Origin of the sequence: Streptomyces sp. NPDC098781, assembly GCF_044759995.1 — a bacterium.
In the GTDB taxonomy this organism is placed as follows: Bacteria; Actinomycetota; Actinomycetes; order Streptomycetales; family Streptomycetaceae; genus Streptomyces.
This window is the reverse complement of record NZ_JBIWAK010000002.1, coordinates 756226-774082: the sequence shown is the minus strand read 5'-3', so window position 1 is coordinate 774082 and position 17857 is coordinate 756226. Positions and strand designations below refer to the sequence as shown.

At 71.1% G+C, this 17857-nt stretch carries 18 protein-coding genes and 1 tRNA gene; 8 read left to right on the top strand and 11 right to left on the bottom strand.

What is annotated here, in order from left to right; translation table 11 throughout:
* Window positions 1–141 precede the first annotated feature (141 nt).
* Window positions 142–213: transfer RNA gene (locus ACIQWG_RS09515), tRNA-Val, on the top strand.
* Between the two features lie 262 nt (window positions 214–475).
* On the opposite strand, the gene ACIQWG_RS09510 is transcribed toward ACIQWG_RS09515, so the two are convergent.
* Complete coding sequence (locus ACIQWG_RS09510; protein WP_404092492.1) at window positions 476–913, bottom strand: PASTA domain-containing protein; 438 nt, start codon at window positions 911–913, stop codon at window positions 476–478.
* A gap of 191 nt (window positions 914–1104) precedes the next feature.
* On the opposite strand from ACIQWG_RS09510, the gene ACIQWG_RS09505 reads away from it, so the two are divergent.
* Window positions 1105–1635 carry a hypothetical protein gene (locus tag ACIQWG_RS09505; RefSeq protein WP_404092490.1) on the top strand — a complete coding sequence of 177 codons (531 nt, stop codon included), beginning with the start codon at window positions 1105–1107 and terminating at the stop codon, window positions 1633–1635.
* Window positions 1636–1689: 54 nt separating this feature from the next.
* On the opposite strand, the gene ACIQWG_RS09500 is transcribed toward ACIQWG_RS09505, so the two are convergent.
* Window positions 1690–2283 carry a TetR/AcrR family transcriptional regulator gene (locus tag ACIQWG_RS09500; protein WP_404092487.1) on the bottom strand — a complete coding sequence of 198 codons (594 nt, stop codon included), beginning with the start codon at window positions 2281–2283 and terminating at the stop codon, window positions 1690–1692.
* 93 nt (window positions 2284–2376) lie between these two features.
* Between ACIQWG_RS09500 and ACIQWG_RS09495 the strand changes: the two genes are divergently transcribed.
* On the top strand, window positions 2377–3288 hold the full coding sequence (locus ACIQWG_RS09495) for an MBL fold metallo-hydrolase (protein WP_404092484.1): 912 nt from the start codon (window positions 2377–2379) through the stop codon (window positions 3286–3288).
* A 72-nt stretch (window positions 3289–3360) separates the two neighbouring features.
* Here the strand turns inward: ACIQWG_RS09495 and ACIQWG_RS09490 are convergent, their stop codons facing one another.
* Both ACIQWG_RS09490 and ACIQWG_RS09485 read right to left on the bottom strand, forming a co-directional pair.
* Window positions 3361–3963, bottom strand: coding sequence for a hypothetical protein (locus ACIQWG_RS09490; RefSeq protein ID WP_404092482.1), 603 nt, complete (start codon window positions 3961–3963; stop codon window positions 3361–3363).
* Between the two features lie 169 nt (window positions 3964–4132).
* Window positions 4133–4471 (bottom strand): hypothetical protein, encoded by a 339-nt coding sequence (locus ACIQWG_RS09485; RefSeq protein ID WP_404092480.1) that lies wholly within the window; start codon window positions 4469–4471, stop codon window positions 4133–4135.
* A 199-nt stretch (window positions 4472–4670) separates the two neighbouring features.
* Here ACIQWG_RS09485 and ACIQWG_RS09480 point away from each other — a divergent pair, with 199 nt between their 5' ends.
* Complete coding sequence (locus ACIQWG_RS09480; protein ID WP_404092478.1) at window positions 4671–5138, top strand: hypothetical protein; 468 nt, start codon at window positions 4671–4673, stop codon at window positions 5136–5138.
* Between the two features lie 64 nt (window positions 5139–5202).
* On the opposite strand, the gene ACIQWG_RS09475 is transcribed toward ACIQWG_RS09480, so the two are convergent.
* The gene (locus ACIQWG_RS09475; protein ID WP_404092476.1) at window positions 5203–6108 is read right to left on the bottom strand and encodes a ketopantoate reductase family protein; all 906 of its coding nucleotides are present in this window, start codon (window positions 6106–6108) and stop codon (window positions 5203–5205) included.
* A 101-nt stretch (window positions 6109–6209) separates the two neighbouring features.
* Here ACIQWG_RS09475 and ACIQWG_RS09470 point away from each other — a divergent pair, with 101 nt between their 5' ends.
* On the top strand, window positions 6210–6446 hold the full coding sequence (locus tag ACIQWG_RS09470) for a DUF2277 domain-containing protein (protein ID WP_404092474.1): 237 nt from the start codon (window positions 6210–6212) through the stop codon (window positions 6444–6446).
* Between the two features lie 164 nt (window positions 6447–6610).
* Here the strand turns inward: ACIQWG_RS09470 and ACIQWG_RS09465 are convergent, their stop codons facing one another.
* From ACIQWG_RS09465 to ACIQWG_RS09445, 5 genes are all read right to left on the bottom strand, one after another.
* On the bottom strand, window positions 6611–7216 hold the full coding sequence (locus tag ACIQWG_RS09465) for a DedA family protein (RefSeq protein ID WP_404093524.1): 606 nt from the start codon (window positions 7214–7216) through the stop codon (window positions 6611–6613).
* 277 nt (window positions 7217–7493) lie between these two features.
* On the bottom strand, window positions 7494–7931 hold the full coding sequence (locus ACIQWG_RS09460; protein WP_404092472.1) for a DoxX family protein: 438 nt from the start codon (window positions 7929–7931) through the stop codon (window positions 7494–7496).
* Window positions 7932–8018: 87 nt separating this feature from the next.
* Window positions 8019–9944 carry an FAD/NAD(P)-binding protein gene (locus ACIQWG_RS09455; protein WP_404092469.1) on the bottom strand — a complete coding sequence of 642 codons (1926 nt, stop codon included), beginning with the start codon at window positions 9942–9944 and terminating at the stop codon, window positions 8019–8021.
* A gap of 222 nt (window positions 9945–10166) precedes the next feature.
* Window positions 10167–11807: an alkaline phosphatase D family protein gene (locus ACIQWG_RS09450; protein WP_404092468.1), complete on the bottom strand. Its 1641-nt coding sequence runs from the start codon at window positions 11805–11807 to the stop codon at window positions 10167–10169.
* Window positions 11808–11916: 109 nt separating this feature from the next.
* Window positions 11917–12561 carry an HNH endonuclease family protein gene (locus ACIQWG_RS09445; RefSeq protein WP_404092465.1) on the bottom strand — a complete coding sequence of 215 codons (645 nt, stop codon included), beginning with the start codon at window positions 12559–12561 and terminating at the stop codon, window positions 11917–11919.
* Window positions 12562–12955: 394 nt separating this feature from the next.
* Here ACIQWG_RS09445 and ACIQWG_RS09440 point away from each other — a divergent pair, with 394 nt between their 5' ends.
* Both ACIQWG_RS09440 and ACIQWG_RS09435 read left to right on the top strand, forming a co-directional pair.
* Window positions 12956–13537, top strand: coding sequence for a TMEM165/GDT1 family protein (locus ACIQWG_RS09440; protein WP_404092463.1), 582 nt, complete (start codon window positions 12956–12958; stop codon window positions 13535–13537).
* 184 nt (window positions 13538–13721) lie between these two features.
* Complete coding sequence (locus ACIQWG_RS09435; RefSeq protein WP_404092460.1) at window positions 13722–14399, top strand: HAD family hydrolase; 678 nt, start codon at window positions 13722–13724, stop codon at window positions 14397–14399.
* 173 nt (window positions 14400–14572) lie between these two features.
* Here ACIQWG_RS09435 and ACIQWG_RS09430 read toward each other — a convergent pair whose 3' ends face one another.
* Complete coding sequence (locus ACIQWG_RS09430) at window positions 14573–15550, bottom strand: peptidoglycan-binding domain-containing protein (protein WP_404092459.1); 978 nt, start codon at window positions 15548–15550, stop codon at window positions 14573–14575.
* A gap of 157 nt (window positions 15551–15707) precedes the next feature.
* Between ACIQWG_RS09430 and ACIQWG_RS09425 the strand changes: the two genes are divergently transcribed.
* On the top strand, window positions 15708–17765 hold the full coding sequence (locus tag ACIQWG_RS09425; protein WP_404092457.1) for a DHA2 family efflux MFS transporter permease subunit: 2058 nt from the start codon (window positions 15708–15710) through the stop codon (window positions 17763–17765).
* Window positions 17766–17857 lie beyond the last annotated feature (92 nt).

Genomic DNA, 17857 nt, shown 5'->3' with positions numbered 1-17857 from the left:
ACCGTACGGATCCCGGGCCCGCCGGAGGATCCGGGCCGCTCCCGGATCCATGGTGGGGATAACCCCAGGCCGTCCCCGCCCCCCGGCGAAACGGGTTTGCGGGACATGGCCCCTGGCAAGGTAGGCTGTCGACTCATTCACGGGTGCGTAGCTCAGGGGTAGAGCGCCTGCCTTACAAGCAGGATGTCGGCGGTTCGAAACCGTCCGCGCCCACCGGTGGTTGAAAGAGGCCCCCTGGAGAGATCTCCGGGGGGCCTTTCTCGTGGCCGGAGTCGACATGGGGTCCCCATCCCCCGATGATCATGGTTCGCCATCACTCGAGTGGGGGGCTTGATCACTGCACATTTGTGGCGGGTGCTCGAGCTTGCCTGCGGTCTTCACGTTGTGGGACCGGCTCGTGACTGCGTGCACGCATGTCTCGCGCCAGCTGGGGGCCTGTACGTAGGCCGAGCGGCCGCCCCCGACGAAGGGCGGTTCAGCAGGTCTCGTCGTCCTTGACCGCGTACAGGGTCACGGCCGTGTCCGTCGGGTGCGTGCCGGCCTCGGGCTCCTGGCTGCACACGGTCCAGTTCCGGTCGAAGACCTGCAAGCGGTTCTGGCCGCTGGCGTCCTGGTCGTCGAGGACGTAGAACCCGGCGGCCTGTGCGGCGTCCTGGGCGGCTTGGAGGTCCTGGCCGACGAGGTTGGGCAGGGATGCGCTCTCGGCCTCGACGTCGGCGTCGTCCGCGGGCGTGTCCGTGGGCTCGTCGGTCTCGGCCTCGGTGGCGTCCGCCGTGTCCTGCTTCGGCCGGCTGCTCGTGTCCTCGGCCGTGGTGTCCGGCTTGCTGGAACCGGTGTCGCTGGTGCCTTCGCACGCCGTGAGCGTCAGCAGCGTTGCGGCGGCGAGGCCGGCCGCGATGGTGCGGATGCGCATGGTGTCCCCCCAGGGTCGATCGTTGAACTGAGGCAGCATCATGCTTCGCGTGGGGGAGATGTGGAGGCGGAGTGACGTTCCTGTGACACTAACGGGTTCCGGATACGACATAGGTCCGATGTGGCCGTCGCATTCAGCACACCAAAGTGCCGGCGAGGCAGGAGCGGCATGGGCAAACTGTCGCGGTGAGGATGAACGAGACTTTCGCTACAACAGTCGCTGCGGTAGTGCCAGTTGTTCTGCTGGTGGCCGTGGTCGAGATTTCCCATCGCAGACAGGTGCTCCGCGCTTGGTACGCCAGGGCGGGTGAGCACCAGAGGCGAATCGATGCACTGTACGCCGATGGACAAACAGCCAGTGGGGAGCAGTTGGAGGCTGCGGAGGAGTCCCTACTCGGTTCCTCATCTGCTCCGCTGAGGGATCTGTGGCCCCTGCTCTACGTACTTTCCGCCGCGGCGGTCGGAGCGCTGTTGCTCGTGGTGGAGGCTGTCGCGCTCGTGTGGCTCGCCCACCCTGGATCCGGCAATGCGCCCGGTCTGGCCGCCTTTTGCCTGGGGGCCACCCTGACCGGCTTCGGGTGGGTCACTGTCGCGCCGCTCCTTGCTTTCGTGGTGTCTTCTGCCTCTGATTTCTGGGTGGTGACGAAGGGATTCGGACGGCAGATACGGTTCGTGCGCGAGCTGTCCGCGCATCGTCGTCAGGAGGAGCGCAAGGAGGAGTAGGTCTGATCAGCCTCGTAGGCGTCAGTCGTAGATCCCGCTGGCGCGGACAGGACCTCACCGCGTACGCGGTGCCAGGGCCGCCTGGATGACCGTCTCGGCCGCGGTGCGCGCGTCGGCGGCCACCCGGGGGTCGTTGCAGGACGCGGCGTACGCCGCCGCTCCCTCGAAGATCACGGCGACCTGGCGGGCCAGCCCGTCCGGATCGGGGGCGCCGGCTTCGGCGGCGGTGGCGGTGAGGCGGTCCCGGAAGGCGCGCTTGTGCTGCTCGACCAGCCGGGCGATGTCGGGGATGTCGCCCGCTGCCTCGACAACCGCGTTGTGGAACGGGCAGCCGCGCTGGACCGCGGACGGGTCCGTTTCCAGGGGGTCGAAGATGGCGAGGAGCCGCTCGACAGGGGGCAGTTCGTCGCGGGCGAGCTGGCGCTCGGACGCGATCGGCGAGTCCTGGTAGCTGCGCAAGTAGGCCTCGACGAGGGCGTTCTTTGTCGGGAAGTGCTGGTAGAACGTGCGCGTCGAGACATGGGCGGCCGCGGTGAGCGCCGCGACTCCGGTCGCGTGAATGCCCTGCCGGTAGAACAGCCGGCCGGCCGCCTGCATGATCCGCTCGCGCGCCCCTCGGCCTCCCCGTGACGCTGTCTGTGTGTCCACCCCGCGAAGTATAGCGATCGTTTTACATGCCCGGTGATCACTGCTAGCGTCAAAGTAAACCGATCGCTTTACTTGAGACCTGCTAGGAGAACCATGTCCGACGGCATCCTCGGGTACGACGTCTTCGTCTCCGACCCGTTCTCGCAGAACATCCCCGGGTCGCTGCCCAATGGCGAGCCGCGGCTCTTCTCGCCGCTGTCGACCACGTTGATCTACGGCAGAGAGGACGCCGTGCTCGTCGAAGCGCCGCTCCTCACCGACCAGGCGGAGCAGGTCGGCGACTGGATCGAGGGGCACGGCAAGCGGCTGACCCACATCTTCATCACCCACGGCCACGGCGATCACTGGTTCACCGCGGACCTCCTCGCCAAGCGGTTCGGCGCCCAGGTGGTCGCATCGGCCGGCACGATCAAGCAGATGCACGCCAGCGTGGCCGGCCGCGCGCCCGTGTGGGACAAGGCCTGGCCCGGACAGATCCCGCCGACCCAGGTCACGGCGGACACCGTGCCGGACAACCGGTTCGCCCTCGAGGGGCACGACCTGTTCATCGTCGAGGTCGGCCACAGCGACGGCGACGACACCACCGTCCTGCACGTACCCGACCTCGACCTGGTCGTGGCCGGTGACGTCCTCTACAACGGCGTCCACCAGTACCTCGGCCAGTCGATGGGCGGCGGACGCGACGCCTGGCGCCGGGCCATCGAGACCGTCGAGGCCCTCGACCCGCGCTGGATCGTCGCGGGACACAAGGACAAGGCCCGCGACGACGACGCGACCCGTCTCTTCGCCGAGACCCGCGCCTACCTCGACGCCGCCGACGAGCTCCTGGTGGAGCACGACACCGCTCTCGGCTTCTTCGACGCGATGCTCGAACGCTTCCCGGACCGCGGCCTGGGGACGCTGACCCTGTGGTCCAGCGCCCAGGCGCTCATCAACGCGCGCAAGGACCCCGAGAACGCGATCCGCCACATGCTCGACGGCTGGGTGAAGGTCCACCAGCCCTGACGGCCTCGCCGGCCTCCGGACACGCGAAGGCCCGGCCGCGCACGGGCGCGGGCCGGGCCGGTCTGCGGTGGGTCAGTAGTTCCCGTTGGAGAGGAGCTCGCCCTTCGCGTCGTACACGGTCACCAGGCCGTTGTCCGACTCGTAGCAGGACGCGAACGCGGACGCGATCAGCTTGCCGTCCGAGGCGTGCGGGCCGATGAGCCCGCCCGTGTAGTCGGTGAAGACCTCGGCCGCGTCCAGGATGTCGTTCTGCTCGTCGGTGCCGGTCACCTTGGTGACGTGCTTGACGGCTTCCTTCTCGGTGGCCGTGCCGGACTTGGCGACACAGTCCTTGAACTGCTCGGCCTGGCTCTTGTCCGCGGCCGGCTCCCCCTCCGCGGGCTTGTCGGCGGCTTCCTCGGCGGCCTTGGGCTTGTCCGAGGTGGCGGCGACGGCCTTGTCCTTGTTGCTGGAGTCGGCGGCGTCGGTGGAGTCGTCCCCACCGCCGGCGACGGAACCGATGACGATGAGACCGACGAAGACGGCACCGATGATGCCGAGGATCTTGCCGGTCTTACGCTTCGGCGGCTGGGACGGGGGAGCGCCCCAACCGGACTGCTGCGGATAGCCGTAGCCGGGCTGCGTCGGCTGCTGTGGAGCCCCCAACTGGGGTTCCTGCGGGTACTGCTGGCTCATGTGCCCCCCTTGGCGCAATTTGCTTGAAGGCTGAATCTAACTCATGTGTGGGGCTTGTGAAGACCACGCAATGGTTCTGTGATCAGCCTGATTCAAGATCCGGAAACAACGAAGGCCCGCACGGTGGCGGGCCTGCGCATCGGGGTCCGGGCGCGGAAACTCGCTATTTTCAGCGCCGCTCCTCCGCGTCGTGGGCGTGCTTCAGCTTCATCCGGGCGTCCGTGCGTTCGGTCGCCGCGAACTCCGACCAGTAGCGATGCCCACTGACGAACACCGCGAGTTCGTGTTCGCGTTGCCGAAGCTTCTCCACCTCGGCCTGCTCGTCCTCCGTCCAGCCGGGCGACGCGGGGCGCTCGACCTTGCGCCAGCCGTTGTCGTCGCTGAACCCGTCCAGGGGTACGACCGACCAGGGGAGACGCTTCAGCAGGGCCGACAGCTCGGCCCGGACCTGATGCAGCTCCTCCTGACCGGCGAGGAGGTCACTCGGAAAGTCATAGGGCGTAGCCACGCGGCAATGCTACGCCTGTTCGATTTTGGGTTGCGAGTGGCTTTGGGCGGTTCATGCGAACGAGTGTGTGGGGGCATGATCGGCACGGACGCACGGACGCACGGACGCACGGACGCACGGACGCACGGGCGCACGGGCGCACGGACGCACGGACGCACGGACAGGACGGTCGGGCGGAGGGGGACGGATGGACGGTGCCATGGGCGGGACAGGCGGCCGCTTTCGGCTGGAGCGGGGCTCGACCGGTTTCTTCAGCGGTGCGGCGGTGCGGCGGACCGATCCCAGGGTGTGCAGTACGGCCTGGTACGCGGCGGCCCGAGCCGGCGGCGGGCGGGTCGGGGAGTTCGAGAGGCGGGCGATCGCGCAGAGCCATCACACCGCCACGATGGACGACTGGGACGGCGCCCGCTGCGCGCTCTTCCAGGCCTACTGTCCGCTGGTCGCCTTCGTCGACGAACCGCGCGACCGGTACACCGACCAGTTCTGTGACCCGCCTGCCTGGGCCGCCGCCCTCGGCGACTTCGGATTCACCGTCCTGAGCGCGTCCCTGCTGCTGTCGCCGCTCTCCTCGGTGGACACCTCCGCGCTGTCCGCCGAGGAGTGGCGGCACATCGAGTACTGGCGGCCGGAGACCGTCGGCGCCGTGCTCTTCAACTCGTGGGACTGACGGGCGAGATGGTTCGAGAGGCGGGGCGGCCTGCGTCGCCGGCCCGCCCTGCCCTCCCGCGTGGTCAGTGGCCCGCGGCCCTCAACTCGGCGACCAGGCGGGTCGCCACCGGCACCGGCACCCCGTGTCGCTCCGCCGCGCGCAGCAACGCGCCCCCGATGGCGTCGAGTTCGAGGGGTCGGCCGGCCTCGGCGTCGCGTTGCATGGAGGACTTCGTGGTCGCCGGGAAGGCGTCGTAGCGGGCGAGGGCCAGGGCCGGGTCGGCGGGGCCGCCGCAGGCGCCGCTGACGGCCGTCGCCTCCTCGACGAGGGAGATCAACTCCTCGCGGTGGCGGGCGCGTACCTCGCCGACGGGGAGGGCGTAGTGGGTGGTGAGCAAGGCGAAGGGTGCCAGCAGGGACATCTTCGCCCAGAGGGTCGCCGCCTCGTCGGCGTGCACCCGGGTCGTCGGGCCGGCCGCGTCGAGGACCTGCGCCAGGGCGGCCAGGCGGTCGTCGGGGACCGGGTCGCCGGTGAGGTCGATCTCGGCGAACGGGGTGCCGTGCTCGATGACCCCCGGCGCGACACGGGTCGACTCGGCGCGGATCGCGGCGGGCGCCACCCGGTCCGGGCGGTACCGGGTGCGCAGCGTCTCGGGGTGTTCGACGCCGTTCAGGAACGGTACGACCAGTCCGTCGCCCAGCGTGGTGGGCGGGACGCGGGTCAGGGCCGCGTCGAGGGCGGTGGCCTTGACCGCGATCAGACACGCGTCCACCGGTTCGCGGAGCTCGGTGTCCGCCTCGACCGGGGCCGTGAAGTCCCCGAACAGTCCGCTGCGGACGCGGATTCCGTCCGTACGCAGGGTCTTCGCCGTCTCCTCACCGGCCAGGCAGATGACGCGGTGGCCGGACCAGGACAGCAGCGCCGCGAGCAGGCCGCCTATGCCGCCCGGGCCCAGTATGGCCACGGTGAGTTCGTCGTTCGTCGTCATGCGATGCGTTCCTCCTCGTCGGTCGGCCCCGCCCCTCCGACGGTGGCCGCCTGGGACTCGATCATGGCAGAGAGGGCCCTTCGCGAGGGACACTGTTCAGCATGTGCCGCAGCATCAAGACACTTCGTCCGCCCGCGTTGCCCGAAGAGGCCACGGAGGAGGAGATCCGCGCCGCCGCCCTCCAGTTCGTGCGCAAGGTCTCCGGCTTCCGTGCCCCGGCCGCGCACAACCAGGAGGTCTTCGACCGCGCCGTGGACGCGATCGCCGAGGCCACGGCCGAGCTGCTCGACAACCTGGAAGTGCGCGGGGCCGCCGCGACGGTGCGCAAGGCCGGGTAGCCGGACGCGAGCGGGGAGCGAGGGAGCAAGGAGCGAGCGGGAGCCGGCCGGCGTACGGCCGAGGGCTTCGGCCGGGCGGTCGTACGCCGATGGGCCCTCGGCTGCCCGCAAGCACCGCTACCGGGCCGTGCCGCTACTGCCCGTCCACGGCCCCACGACAGGCCCTACGCCCGCGTCGGCTTCCGCCGGACCAGGTACGTGGCCACCGCCCCCGCTGCGAACAGCGCCGCCACCGACACCCCCGTCGCCAGCCACGTCGCTCCCAGCCACTGGGCGCCGAAGTAGCCGAGGGCCACGCTGTACACCGCCCAGGCGAGGCCCGCCAGGGCGGACCAGGGGAGGAAGTCGCGGGCGCTGCGGTGGGTGGCGCCGGCGCTCAGGGAGACCACCGAGCGGCCCGCGGGGGCGAAGCGGGCCAGCACCACCAGGGCACCGCCGCCCCGCGCCAGGGCGGCGCCGAGACGTTCCTGCGCCGACGTCAGACGGCGCGAGCGGGCGATGGCGCGGTCCAGCCGGGCGCCGCCGCGCCAGGCGAGGCGGTAGGCGACCAGGTCGCCCAGGACGGAGGCCGTCGCGGCGCAGAGGGTCAGGGCCAGGATGTCCGGGACCTCGCCGGGGACCTTCCCGGTCGCGGCACCCGAACCCGCGGCGGCTGCCGTGGCGGCCGTGATCACCAGAACGCCGCTGGGCAGCACCGGTACGAACACGTCCAGCAGGATCGACAGCGCGACCACTACGTAGATCCATGGGCCCGCTGTCAGCGACCCCACATCCGTGATCCCCTCGAACACCGAATCTCCCCGTTCAACCCCCGTGGCCAGACCGTGCCGCGACGTCGCGGGGGAGCGGCAGGGGCGGCCTATGACAGCCATACAGCGTACGCCCGGGGTGTGACAGCAGCTTCGTCGGGGGCTCGTGTGTTCGGCACGACATGTTCACCGGGCTGACGTGCCCGCGACCCCGGACACCGCGGGAACGGCGCCCGCACCGCGGGGGACCCACGGATACGGGCGCCGTCGTCCGGAGCCGGTGAGGCGTCCGGAGCCGTCAGGCCGCGACCGGCGTCTGGTCGGCCGCCGGCCTGTTCTCGGCGCCGGAGCGCTTGGCGAACAGCCGGTCCAGGCCGAACGCGCCGGAGCCGGTGAAGATCAGCAGGAACATGGCCCAGCAGTACATGGCGGCGCCTTCGCCGCTGTTCTCGATGGGCCACAGCGCCTGCGGCTGGTGGACCTTGAAGTACGCGTACGCCATGGAGCCGGAGGAGATGAACGCCGCGGCACGGGTACCGAGGCCGAGCAGGACCAGGCTGCCGCCGATGAGTTCGATCACCGCGGCGTACCAGCCGGGCCAGGTGCCGGCGTCGGTGGTCTCGCCGCCGAAGGTGCCGAAGAGCGAGTTGGCGCCGTGGCAGGCGAAGAGCAGGCCGACGACTATGCGGAACAGGCCGATGGCATACGGCTGGGCGCTGTTGAGGCGTCCGGTCATGTGGGGGCTCCCTCGGTCTGGAGCGGCCGGTGCCCTGAGCAGCGGCCTGGGGACGGAAAGTGAACGGTCGCCCCACGTTAGGCAAGCCTAACCAGTGCTTGCAAGTTCAACATTTGGCCACACTCGCGCCTCGGCATCCCCTTCCGTCCCGGGAACAACGGCACGTAGTGCCGCCCTGGCCACCGCGTCGGCGTCCGAAAGCGTGACCGAATCCACACCAGGACGGGCTCCCGCAGCGGTCACCCAGTGCACCCCCTCGGTGGGCACGCCGAACGCGAACCGCCGTGGATGCGCCTGCCCCTGACGGTCGATCAGGCGATACGGGCGCGGTGTCACATCGAGTCCGCCGGTCTCGTAGCCGTCGACGGTGTGCGGCCGGCACTGTCCCGTCTCCAGCAGCCCGGCCAGGAGTTCGTCCCCGGTGCGGCGCAACTCGGGTTCGGGCAGCCGCGCTTCGACGAGGGTCGTCACCCGGACCGCCGAACCCGGCACGTCCGGGGAGTGCGCCACCCACGCCCCCGCCTCCTCCCGAACGTCGAGCCGCGGCCCGAGCACCTCCAGCACGCCCGCCTCGATCAGTGCCACCAGCTCCTCGACGCGCCGCCGGGGCGGGCCGATGGACAGGAAGGCGTTGAGCGGGGTGTACCAGCGGTCCAGGTGGTCCCGGCGGGAGGTGCCGGTCAGGCCGCGGTGGTCGACGATCAGACGCAGTTCGTTGCGCAGGTCGCGCAGCACGTCGAGGGCCGCCTTCAGCGGGCCGTCCACATTGCCCCGGGCGGCCTGCGCGGCGTCCTCGCGCAGATACCCCAGCAGCCAGTCGCGCCACTGGCCGGGACCGGCGAAGTCCTGTCCCGCGGCCGGCCGGGAGATCCGGTCCCAGCACCAGCGATCCCGCTCGGCGATCCCGAACTCGTCGAGCAGACGCGTCTCTCGGGGGTCGCGGTGGGGCAGGGCGAGGAAGGGCTCGATGAAGCCGGGCCGGCGGTCCGCCGGTATCAGCGCCGCGCAGTACACCGTCTCCACCTCCTTCGCCACCAGCGGCCATATCTCCGCGCGGAAGTCCGGCGCCGCACCGGAGTCCGCGCGCTTGCGGAAACCGGCGATCACCTCCGGGGTCAGCACGAGCGGGAGATGGCGGCCGTACGGCCCCTTCGCGTTGTCGCCGCGCGCCTGGTACGGGATGCCGCGCCGCGAACCGGCGTACAGACGCGGCTCGTTGCCGGAGCGGAGATAGCGCAGCGGCTGTCCCTCGCCGTCCCGGACGAATCCGCCGCCGCGGCCGGTCGTGAACAGGGCCATGTGGTCGAAGAAGTTGAGGCCCAGGCCGCGCAACAGCACCGGTTCGCCGGGGGCCACGGCGGACAGGTCGAGGTCGGCGGGGTTGCCGGGCGGCACGTGGCGCGACCCGTGCCGCCCGGCGGGCGGGCGCTGCGCCGGGTCGGCGGCCGTCGGCAGATGCCCCTGGGCCAGCACCACGGCGGACAGGGCGGGCAGGACCCGGCCGTCGTCCAGGGTAAGCACCTGCCGGCCGTCGGGCGCCTCGTCGAGCCGTACGGCGCGGGCGGCATACGTCTCGACGCGTACCGCGGGCGGCGCCTCGCGCACGACCTTCGCGAACACCCACTCCAGATACCGGCCGTAGTCGGCGCGGGTCGGGTACTCGTCCGGGCCCAGCGCACCCGCCGCCCAGTCGTACAGGCTCGGCCCGGGCCGGATCGGCCCCGAGCAGTCCACGCTCTCGTCGGTGAACAGGGTGACCTGCGAGGACACCGTGTTCATCAGCAGCTCGGGCGACTGCGTGGTGCGCCACACCTGTCCCGGGCCGGGCGGTGCCGGATCGATCACATGGACCGTGAGGCGCGCTCCGGGCGGCAGGAGGTCGGGCGCGCCGGCGCACAGCCGTTCAAGAACGCTGGTGCCGCGGGGCCCGGCACCCACCAGGGCGACGGAGACCGAGGTCGGTGCGGAGGTCGGTACGGTCAAAGGGGTGACTCCCGGGCGTGTGGGGCGCATCGGAGCGAGCCGTCGCGCGGAAGCGGACGGTCCGGCTCATCATGCCGTCGGCGGCCGGGGGAAGGTGTGCGGGGGTGGGCCTGGAGCGGCGGCGCCTGGGTCTTCAGGGGCGCGGGGAACCGCGCGACCGACCACAACGCGCCCCGCAGCCGCCGCCGAACCCGGACCCCCCGAGCTCTCAGGCGCAACGGCAACGGCAACGGCAACGGCGACGGCCCCCTCTCACCGAGTGAGTTCCGCCTCCGCCACCGTCCGCAGCCGCGCCCCTCCCTCACGCTCCTCCCGCGCCTGCTCCAGCCGCAGTCGTGCCGACCGCCTGCCCAGGGTCAGTGTCATGAGCTGGTTGCCGAACCACGGTCCGCCCGTCCGGCGCCAGTCGATCGGCGGCCGGGGACAGCCCCCGTGCCCCGCGAACCGCCGTCCCAGCACCCGGGCGAGCCCGCTCCAGCCGAAGCGGAAGCCGAGCCGGATAGCCAGCGGGATGGCGTTGTGGACGGGCGAACAGGTCAGCTGGAGGACCCGGGCGTCGGGCCCCGTGCCGTCGGGCCAGGCCGGTTCGGCGATGTACGCGTGATGCACGTCCCCCGACAGGACGCACACCGTCGCCGGCGCCTGAGGCCCCGAGCCGGCCTCCGCGATCAGTTCCGTCAGCGCGTCGAAGGACGACGGGAACGCCGCCCAGTGCTCCAGATCGGCCCGCCGCCGCAGATCCTCCCCGAACCGCGCCCAGCGCTCCCCGCGCTCACCCCGGCACAGCGCGGCGTTCCACGCCTCGGCGTCGTGCACCAGATGCGGCAGCAGCCAGGGCAGGGAGGTGCCGATCAGGAGGTGGTCGTAGGAGCCGCGTCCCTCCAGCGCCTGCTCGCGCAGCCAGCGCGCCTCGCCGGGATGGAGCATGGAGCGCGCTTCCTCGTCGAGGACCCGGGCCGCGCGGGTGTCCACCATCAGCAGCCGCACCCGGCCGAAGTCGCGCCGGTAGCTCCAGCGGACCGAGGCGGGGTCGGCGTCCGCCTTGCACGCGAAGGAGCGCAGCTCGTCGGTGCCGTCGGGAATCGCGCGTACGGCGGCGTAGAGCGGGTCGGTGGCCAGCTCGGCCGGGGAGAGATTGCCCAGGTGCTGGTGCACCCAGTACGACATCAGGCCGCTCAGCAGCCGCTCCCGCCACCACGGTGTGGCCCGCATGTCGGCGAGCCAGGCGGCGGAGGTGTTCCAGTCGTCTATGACGTCGTGATCGTCGAAGATCATGCAGCTGGGCACGGTGGACAGCAGCCAGCGCACCTCGGGGTCGAGCCAGGACTCGTAGTAGAGGCGGGTGTACTCCTCGTAGTCCGCGACCTCGCTGCCCGGCGGCTCGCTCAGATCACGCCGGGCGGCCAGCCAGCGCCGGGTCGCCTTGGACGTCTCGTCGGCGTACACCTGGTCGCCCAGCAGCACCAGCACATCGGGCCGCTCGGCCGTCGGGTCGGCGGCGATCCGGGCGGCCAGCGTGTCCAGGGCGTCCGGCCCGACCGGGTCCGCCTCGTCGGCGGGCGGCGCGGCCCAGCGGCAGGAGCCGAAGGCGAGGCGCACGGGGTCGTCACCGGCGGGGGTGCGGATGACGGAGGCCGGGAACCGGTCGTCGGGGAGCGGCCACACGCGCGTGCCGTCGAGGAGGACCTCGTACGGCGTCGTCGTGCCGGGAGTGAGACCGGTCACCGGCACCAGGGCGTAGTGGTGTCCCGCGACCTGGAAGGTACGGGTCGCACCACCGGAACCGTCCGCACCGCGCACCTCGGCGGCGCACGGACGGCTCGCCTCGACCCACACGGTCGCGGACGAGCCGTCGACGTACCTCAGCAGTGGACCCAGGCGCAGTTCGGCCACGTCATCGCCCTCCTCCGTCGCCCCGTACGGTACGGAACGACGGAGGGGAACGGCGAGGTTCCGCAGATCACGGTTTGCCGAACTCCGGCGGTACCGCGGCAGTGCGCGGTCAGCAGCTCGCGAGGTAGTTCGTGAGGGCGGACTTCTCCGCCGAGTCGACCGAGAGGCCGTAGTAGTACTTCACCTGGACCCAGGCGCGGACGTAGGTGCAGCGGTAGGCGGTGCGCGACGGCATCCAGGTGGACGGGTCCTGGTCGCCCTTGGCCTGGTTGACGTTGTCCGTGACCGCAATGAGCTGCGGGCGGGTCAGGTCGTTGGCGAAGGACTGGCGGCGCGAGGTGGTCCAGCTGTCGGCGCCGGAGTCCCAGGCCTCGGCCAGCGGGACGAGGTGGTCGATGTCGAGGTCGGAGGCGGCGGTCCAGGTGGCGCCGTCGTAGGGGGAGTACCAGCTGCCGCTGGTGGCGGCGCAGGAGGAGTCGGTGACGACGCCCGAGCCGTCGCGCTTGAGGACCGTCTCGCGGGTGTTGCAGGCGCCGGACTGGGTGATCCAGTGCGGGAACAGGTCGCGGTCGTAGCCGGTGCGGTCCTCGGTGGCCACGGTGAGCTGGGCGAGGTAGCTGCGGGCGGTGGCCCCGCTGACCGGGGTGGGGAGTGCGGCGGAAGCGGTCGGAGCGTTGAAGAGGGCGACGGAGGCTATGAGACCGCTGAGGGCCGCGAGTATGCTGACCCGTCGACGCGCGTAGAACTTCGACATGCTAACTCCCTTGAGGGGTGGGGGTGTTGGCGAGCGAGCGAGGGAATGCTCGCGGTGCCGTGTTGCGCGGGGATGTGCGTTCGGTGAGAAGTTAGTGACGTGTGCATGACACATCAAGGTTGAGGGCGGAACTTTCTGCTCCGTCCGTGGTCCCGTACGATGAATGGCGCAGAAGGGGAGTAGCTCTTCGCCGGACCGTCGACATACTGCTCAGCTCGTCTGAGCCGGCGCCCGGAGGCGGGCCTCACGGATCGTGGGGCCGCGCCAGCGAGACCTTCGGCAAGCAGTGCACGCCCGTGTCCTACGGCACGGGTGCCGAGTGTGCTGCCGTGCCGAGGTGTCGCAGCGCAGTGACAGTGCTCTCGGCGGGGCAGCCCCGACCGATTGAGGAACCTTGATCAGCTTCACCGTGACGGCCGTCGTGTTCGGCGTCGTCTTCCTCGCCGAACTGCCCGACAAGACCGCGCTGGCCGGGCTGGTCCTCGGCACGCGCTACCGCGCCTCGTACGTCTTCGCCGGAGTCGCCGCCGCCTTCGCGGTGCACGTCGCGCTGGCCGTGGCGGCGGGCAGTGTGCTGACCCTGCTGCCGCAGCAGATCGTGCAGGCGCTCACCGGTGTGCTCTTCCTGGGTGGCGCGGCCGTGCTGCTCATGAGGAAGGAGGAGGACGAGGAGGAGATCCGCAAGCCGGAGAACCAGTCCTTCTGGAAGGTGTCCGGGGCCGGGTTCATGCTGATCCTGGTCGCCGAGTTCGGGGATCTGACGCAGATCATGACGGCGAATCTCGCGGCGCGCTACGACGATCCGCTGTCGGTCGGCATCGGTGCGGTGCTGGCGCTGTGGAGCGTGGCGGCGATCGGCATCGTCGGCGGAAAGGCCCTGATGAAGCGGATTCCGCTCGCGGTGGTCACCAAGGTCGCGGCGGTGCTGATGCTGGGGCTCGGGGTGTGGAGCCTCGGCGAAGCCGTGATCGGCTGAGCTGAACGGTCGGTGAACCCTTCCCGAAGCCGGTGGCGGGAACCCGCCCTCGTTTTGTACCGTAGAGGAACAAAGTGGCTCCGCCCGTTTTCCCTGACCGGCGGGCGGGCCCGCTTTGTCCTCGGGGCCGGCGTTTCCAGCCTTTCGGCCTCACAGCTTTCCCACCGCGCCTTGGAGCTGCCGTATGTCGGCCACGACCGTGCCCACCGTTCCGACCGTGCTCACCGCCCGTGCCCTCCTGCTCGACATGGACGGCACGCTCGTGAACTCCGACGCCGTGGTGGAGCGGATCTGGCGTCGCTGGGCCGAGCGGCACGGGCTGGACGGCGACGAGGTGATGAAGGTCGTGCACGGACGGCAGGGGTACGCCTCCATGGCCGTGCTGCTGCCCGACCGGCCGATGGAGCAGAACCACGCGGACAACGCGCGCATGCTCGCCGAGGAGACGGCGGACGTGGACGGCGTCGTGCCGATTGCGGGCGCGCCGGAGTTCCTGGCCTCGCTGCGGGGCCTGCCGCACGCGCTGGTGACGTCGGCCGACGTCGCCCTGTCCACGGCGCGGATGGCCGCCGCCGGGCTGGCGCTGCCGGAGGTGCGGGTGACCGCGGAGTCGGTGGGCGCGAGCAAGCCCGACCCCGAGGGCTTCCTGAAGGGGGCCGCCGAGCTGGGGGTCGCGCCGGCGGACTGTGTGGTGTTCGAGGACTCCGGGGCCGGCATCGAGGCGGGGCGCTCCGCGGGGATGCGGGTGGTGGGGGTCGGGCCTCGGGCCGGGTTCCACGGGCCGGACGTGGCCGTGGCTGATCTGCGGCAGGTGCGGGTCGAGATGGCCGGGGACGGGGCGATTCGGGTGATCGTCGCCTGAGAGGCCGGGGGCCCTGGGGCTTGATGGCGGCTGGGGGTTGTGCCGGGCTGGTCGCGCCGTTCCCCGCGCCCCTAGGGGGCGTGCAGCGGACATCCCCATAGGGGCGCGAGCAACCTCCACTCACCCGCGGTCGCCGACGAGCCCGGAGTGCCCGAGCTCTCAGGCGAAGGGCGTCACGGCTCCCACGTCTCCGACTCCAGCCGCTCCCTGGTCTCCGGGTCGTACACCCCGTACTCCTCCGGCTGAACCCCCCGCGCCCACTGGTACCTGGCCACCGCGTCCTCGACGCCCTCGTTGTAGTTCCCCCTCGCCTGCCGGGTGTACAGGCCGAGTTGGGTCAGCCGGAGTTCCAGCTCGGTGACCTCGGGGCCCCGGTCGCCGCGGCGGAGGGTCGCCGCGGTCGGCTCCTTCACGGCGGCGGAATCGTCCGCCTGGGATCCGGTCGTCTGCGACGCCGAGGGAGTCCTCGTCGGTTCGGCGGACGCCGTCGGGGTCGGGGACGTCGTCGATCGGGACGGGGACGGCGAGGACGTCGGGCTCTGCGTGGGGGACGCGGAGGTCGGAGGCGGCGTCGACGGGGTGGTGGTCTTCGCCGGAGCGGCCGGTTCCGGCGCCTGGCTCGTCGACGGGGCCGGGACACTCGCCCGTACGTCGTCCGGCAGCGCCGTGCTGCGGGTCGGCGCCTCGTAGGTGAACACGCCGCTCGCCAGGCCCGCCGCAGCGATCACGGCGACCACGGCTCCGCCCGCGCCGAGCAGGAGGGTGCGGCGATGGCGACGGGGCGCGTGGTCGTTTTGGGGCGGGGCCTCCCGGTGGCTCTCCTCGGTCTCCTCGTTCCCGTCGTCCGAGGGCCGGTTCGTCTCGAACAGGCTCAGGTCCTGCGCGTTCGGTGCCGGCGGGAGCTGCTCCTGACGGCGCGGCTGGATCGGCCGTAGCTCCATCGTTTCTGCGGGGTCGGCGTCGTTGGCGTCGTCCAGTTCCACGTATGGCCGTATCCGCAGCGGATCGAAGTCCTCCGCCGCGGCCGCCTCCGCCGTACGGGCGTCTCTCAGGGCCTCGGACGCGCGCGGGCCGCAGCCGCACGACGGCGTGTTGTCGACCGCCCTCGGCGCCTTGCACTCAGGGCAAAGGCGCCCCCTCGGCTCACTCACGCGTCCTCCCTCCCTCGCGAACTCCCCAGATTATGCAGACGTTCCTCACGCCGTCTTCGCAAGCCCCCGGAAGGGGTCGTTCCAAAGGGACTCGACAGGCCATAACCCGACATAGCGATCAAGATGGAGGGGGTAACGAGACCTTCGGGAGGTCTTCATGGCCGGGGATGCGCACGGTATGACGGGACATGTGCGTGACGCGCGGCCCCCGGAGCGGCGCGCCGGGCCGCACGAGAACGTACCCGGCAACGTCCTCGTCTCCATCGGCGCGCTGCTCCTCGGGATGCTGCTCGCCGCGCTCGACCAGACGATCGTGTCCACCGCGCTGCCCACGATCGTCAGTGACCTGGGCGGTCTGGAGCATCTGTCCTGGGTCGTGACGGCCTATCTGCTGGCGTCCACGGCCGCTACTCCGCTGTGGGGCAAGCTCGGTGACCAGTACGGGCGCAAGCGGCTCTTCCAGATCGCGATCGTGATCTTCCTCGTCGGCTCCGCGCTGTGCGGCATGGCGCAGGACATGGCTCAGCTCATCGCGTACCGGGCCGTTCAGGGGGTCGGCGGCGGTGGGCTGATCGTGCTGTCCATGGCGATCGTGGGGGACATCGTGCCGCCTCGGGAGCGCGGACGGTATCAGGGGCTGTTCGGGGCGGTGTTCGGGGCGAGCAGTGTGCTGGGGCCGTTGCTCGGCGGGGTCTTCACCGAGCATCTGAGCTGGCGGTGGGTGTTCTACATCAACCTCCCCGTGGGGGTCGTCGCGCTGGTCGTCATCGCCGCCGTGCTGCGGATTCCGCGGAAGTCGACGCGGCATGTCATCGACTACGTCGGTACGTTCCTCATCGCGTCCGTCGCCACCTGCCTGGTGCTGGTGGCCTCGCTCGGCGGTACGACGTGGGGCTGGGGGTCGGTCGAGATCGTCGGGCTGGCCCTGCTCGGGGTCGTGCTGGCCATCGTGTTCGTCGTGGTGGAGCGGACGGCCGCCGAGCCCGTTCTGCCGCTGAAGCTGTTCCGGGTGCGGACCTTCGCGCTGTCCGCGGTCATCAGCTTCATCGTCGGGTTCGCCATGTTCGGGGCGATGACGTATCTGCCGACGTTCCTCCAGGTCGTGCAGGGGATCAGCCCGACCCTGTCCGGGGTGCACATGCTGCCGATGGTCGTCGGCATGCTGCTGTCGTCGACGGGGTCCGGGCAGATCGTGAGCAGGACCGGGCGCTGGAAGGTGTTCCCGGTCACCGGGACCGCCGTGACCACCCTCGGGCTGTTGTTGCTGCATCAGCTCGATGTGGACAGCTCCACCTGGGAGATGAGCCTGTACTTCTTCGTGTTCGGGCTGGGCCTCGGGCTCGTCATGCAGGTGCTGGTGCTGATCGTGCAGAACGCCGTCTCGTACGAGGATCTCGGCGTCGCGACCTCCGGTGCGACCTTCTTCCGGTCGATCGGCGCCTCGTTCGGGGTCGCGATCTTCGGCACCGTCTTCGCGGCTCGGCTGGACGACAAGCTGGCGGAGGCCTTCCGGGGGGCGCGGCTGCCGAGCGGTGTCTCGCTGGAGGGGCTGGAGGCGGACCCCCGGGACATCGCGGAACTGCCGACGGGGCTGCGGCCGGGGGCGCTGGAGGCGTACGCCTCGTCGATCACCGACGTGTTCCTGTACGCCGCGCCGGTCGCGCTGCTCGGGTTCGTACTGGCCTGGTTCCTGCGGGAGGACAAGCTGCGGGGGTCCGTCACGGCACCCGACGTCAGCGAGACGCTGGCCAGCAACCCGGTCGAGCGGTCGTCGTACGACGAGGTGTGCCGGGCGCTGTCGGTGCTGGGGACGCGGGAGGGGCGGCGGGAGGTGTACCGGACGGTCACCGAGCGGGCGGGGTACGACCTGTTGCCCGCGTCCAGTTGGCTGCTGCTGCGGATCAACAGGTACGGGTGGGTGGAGCCGGGAGTGCTCGCCGAGCGGAGCTCCGTGCCGCTGCCGGTGATCCTCGACGCCGCCCGGGAGGTGGAGGGGCGGCGGTTGGCCGAGCGGGAGGGGCTGGATCTGGTGCTGACGGAGAAGGGGAAAGAGGTCGCGGAGCGGTTGGCCCGGGTTCGGGAGGAGTCGTTGGCGGAGTTGCTGGGGGACTGGTGGGGGCCGGACCGGCCGACCGATCTGGTTCAGCTGGTCAAGGAGCTCAACGCGGAGCTGTGCGGGTCGGAGCGTGAACAGCCGCGTGCCTCCGGCGGTTGAGCGGGGGTGCCTGTGGCGGCCTGTTGGTGTTCGGTGGGGGTGCGTGATGCCTGCGGCGGCCCGTTGGTGTCCGGTGGGGGTTCGCGTAGCGC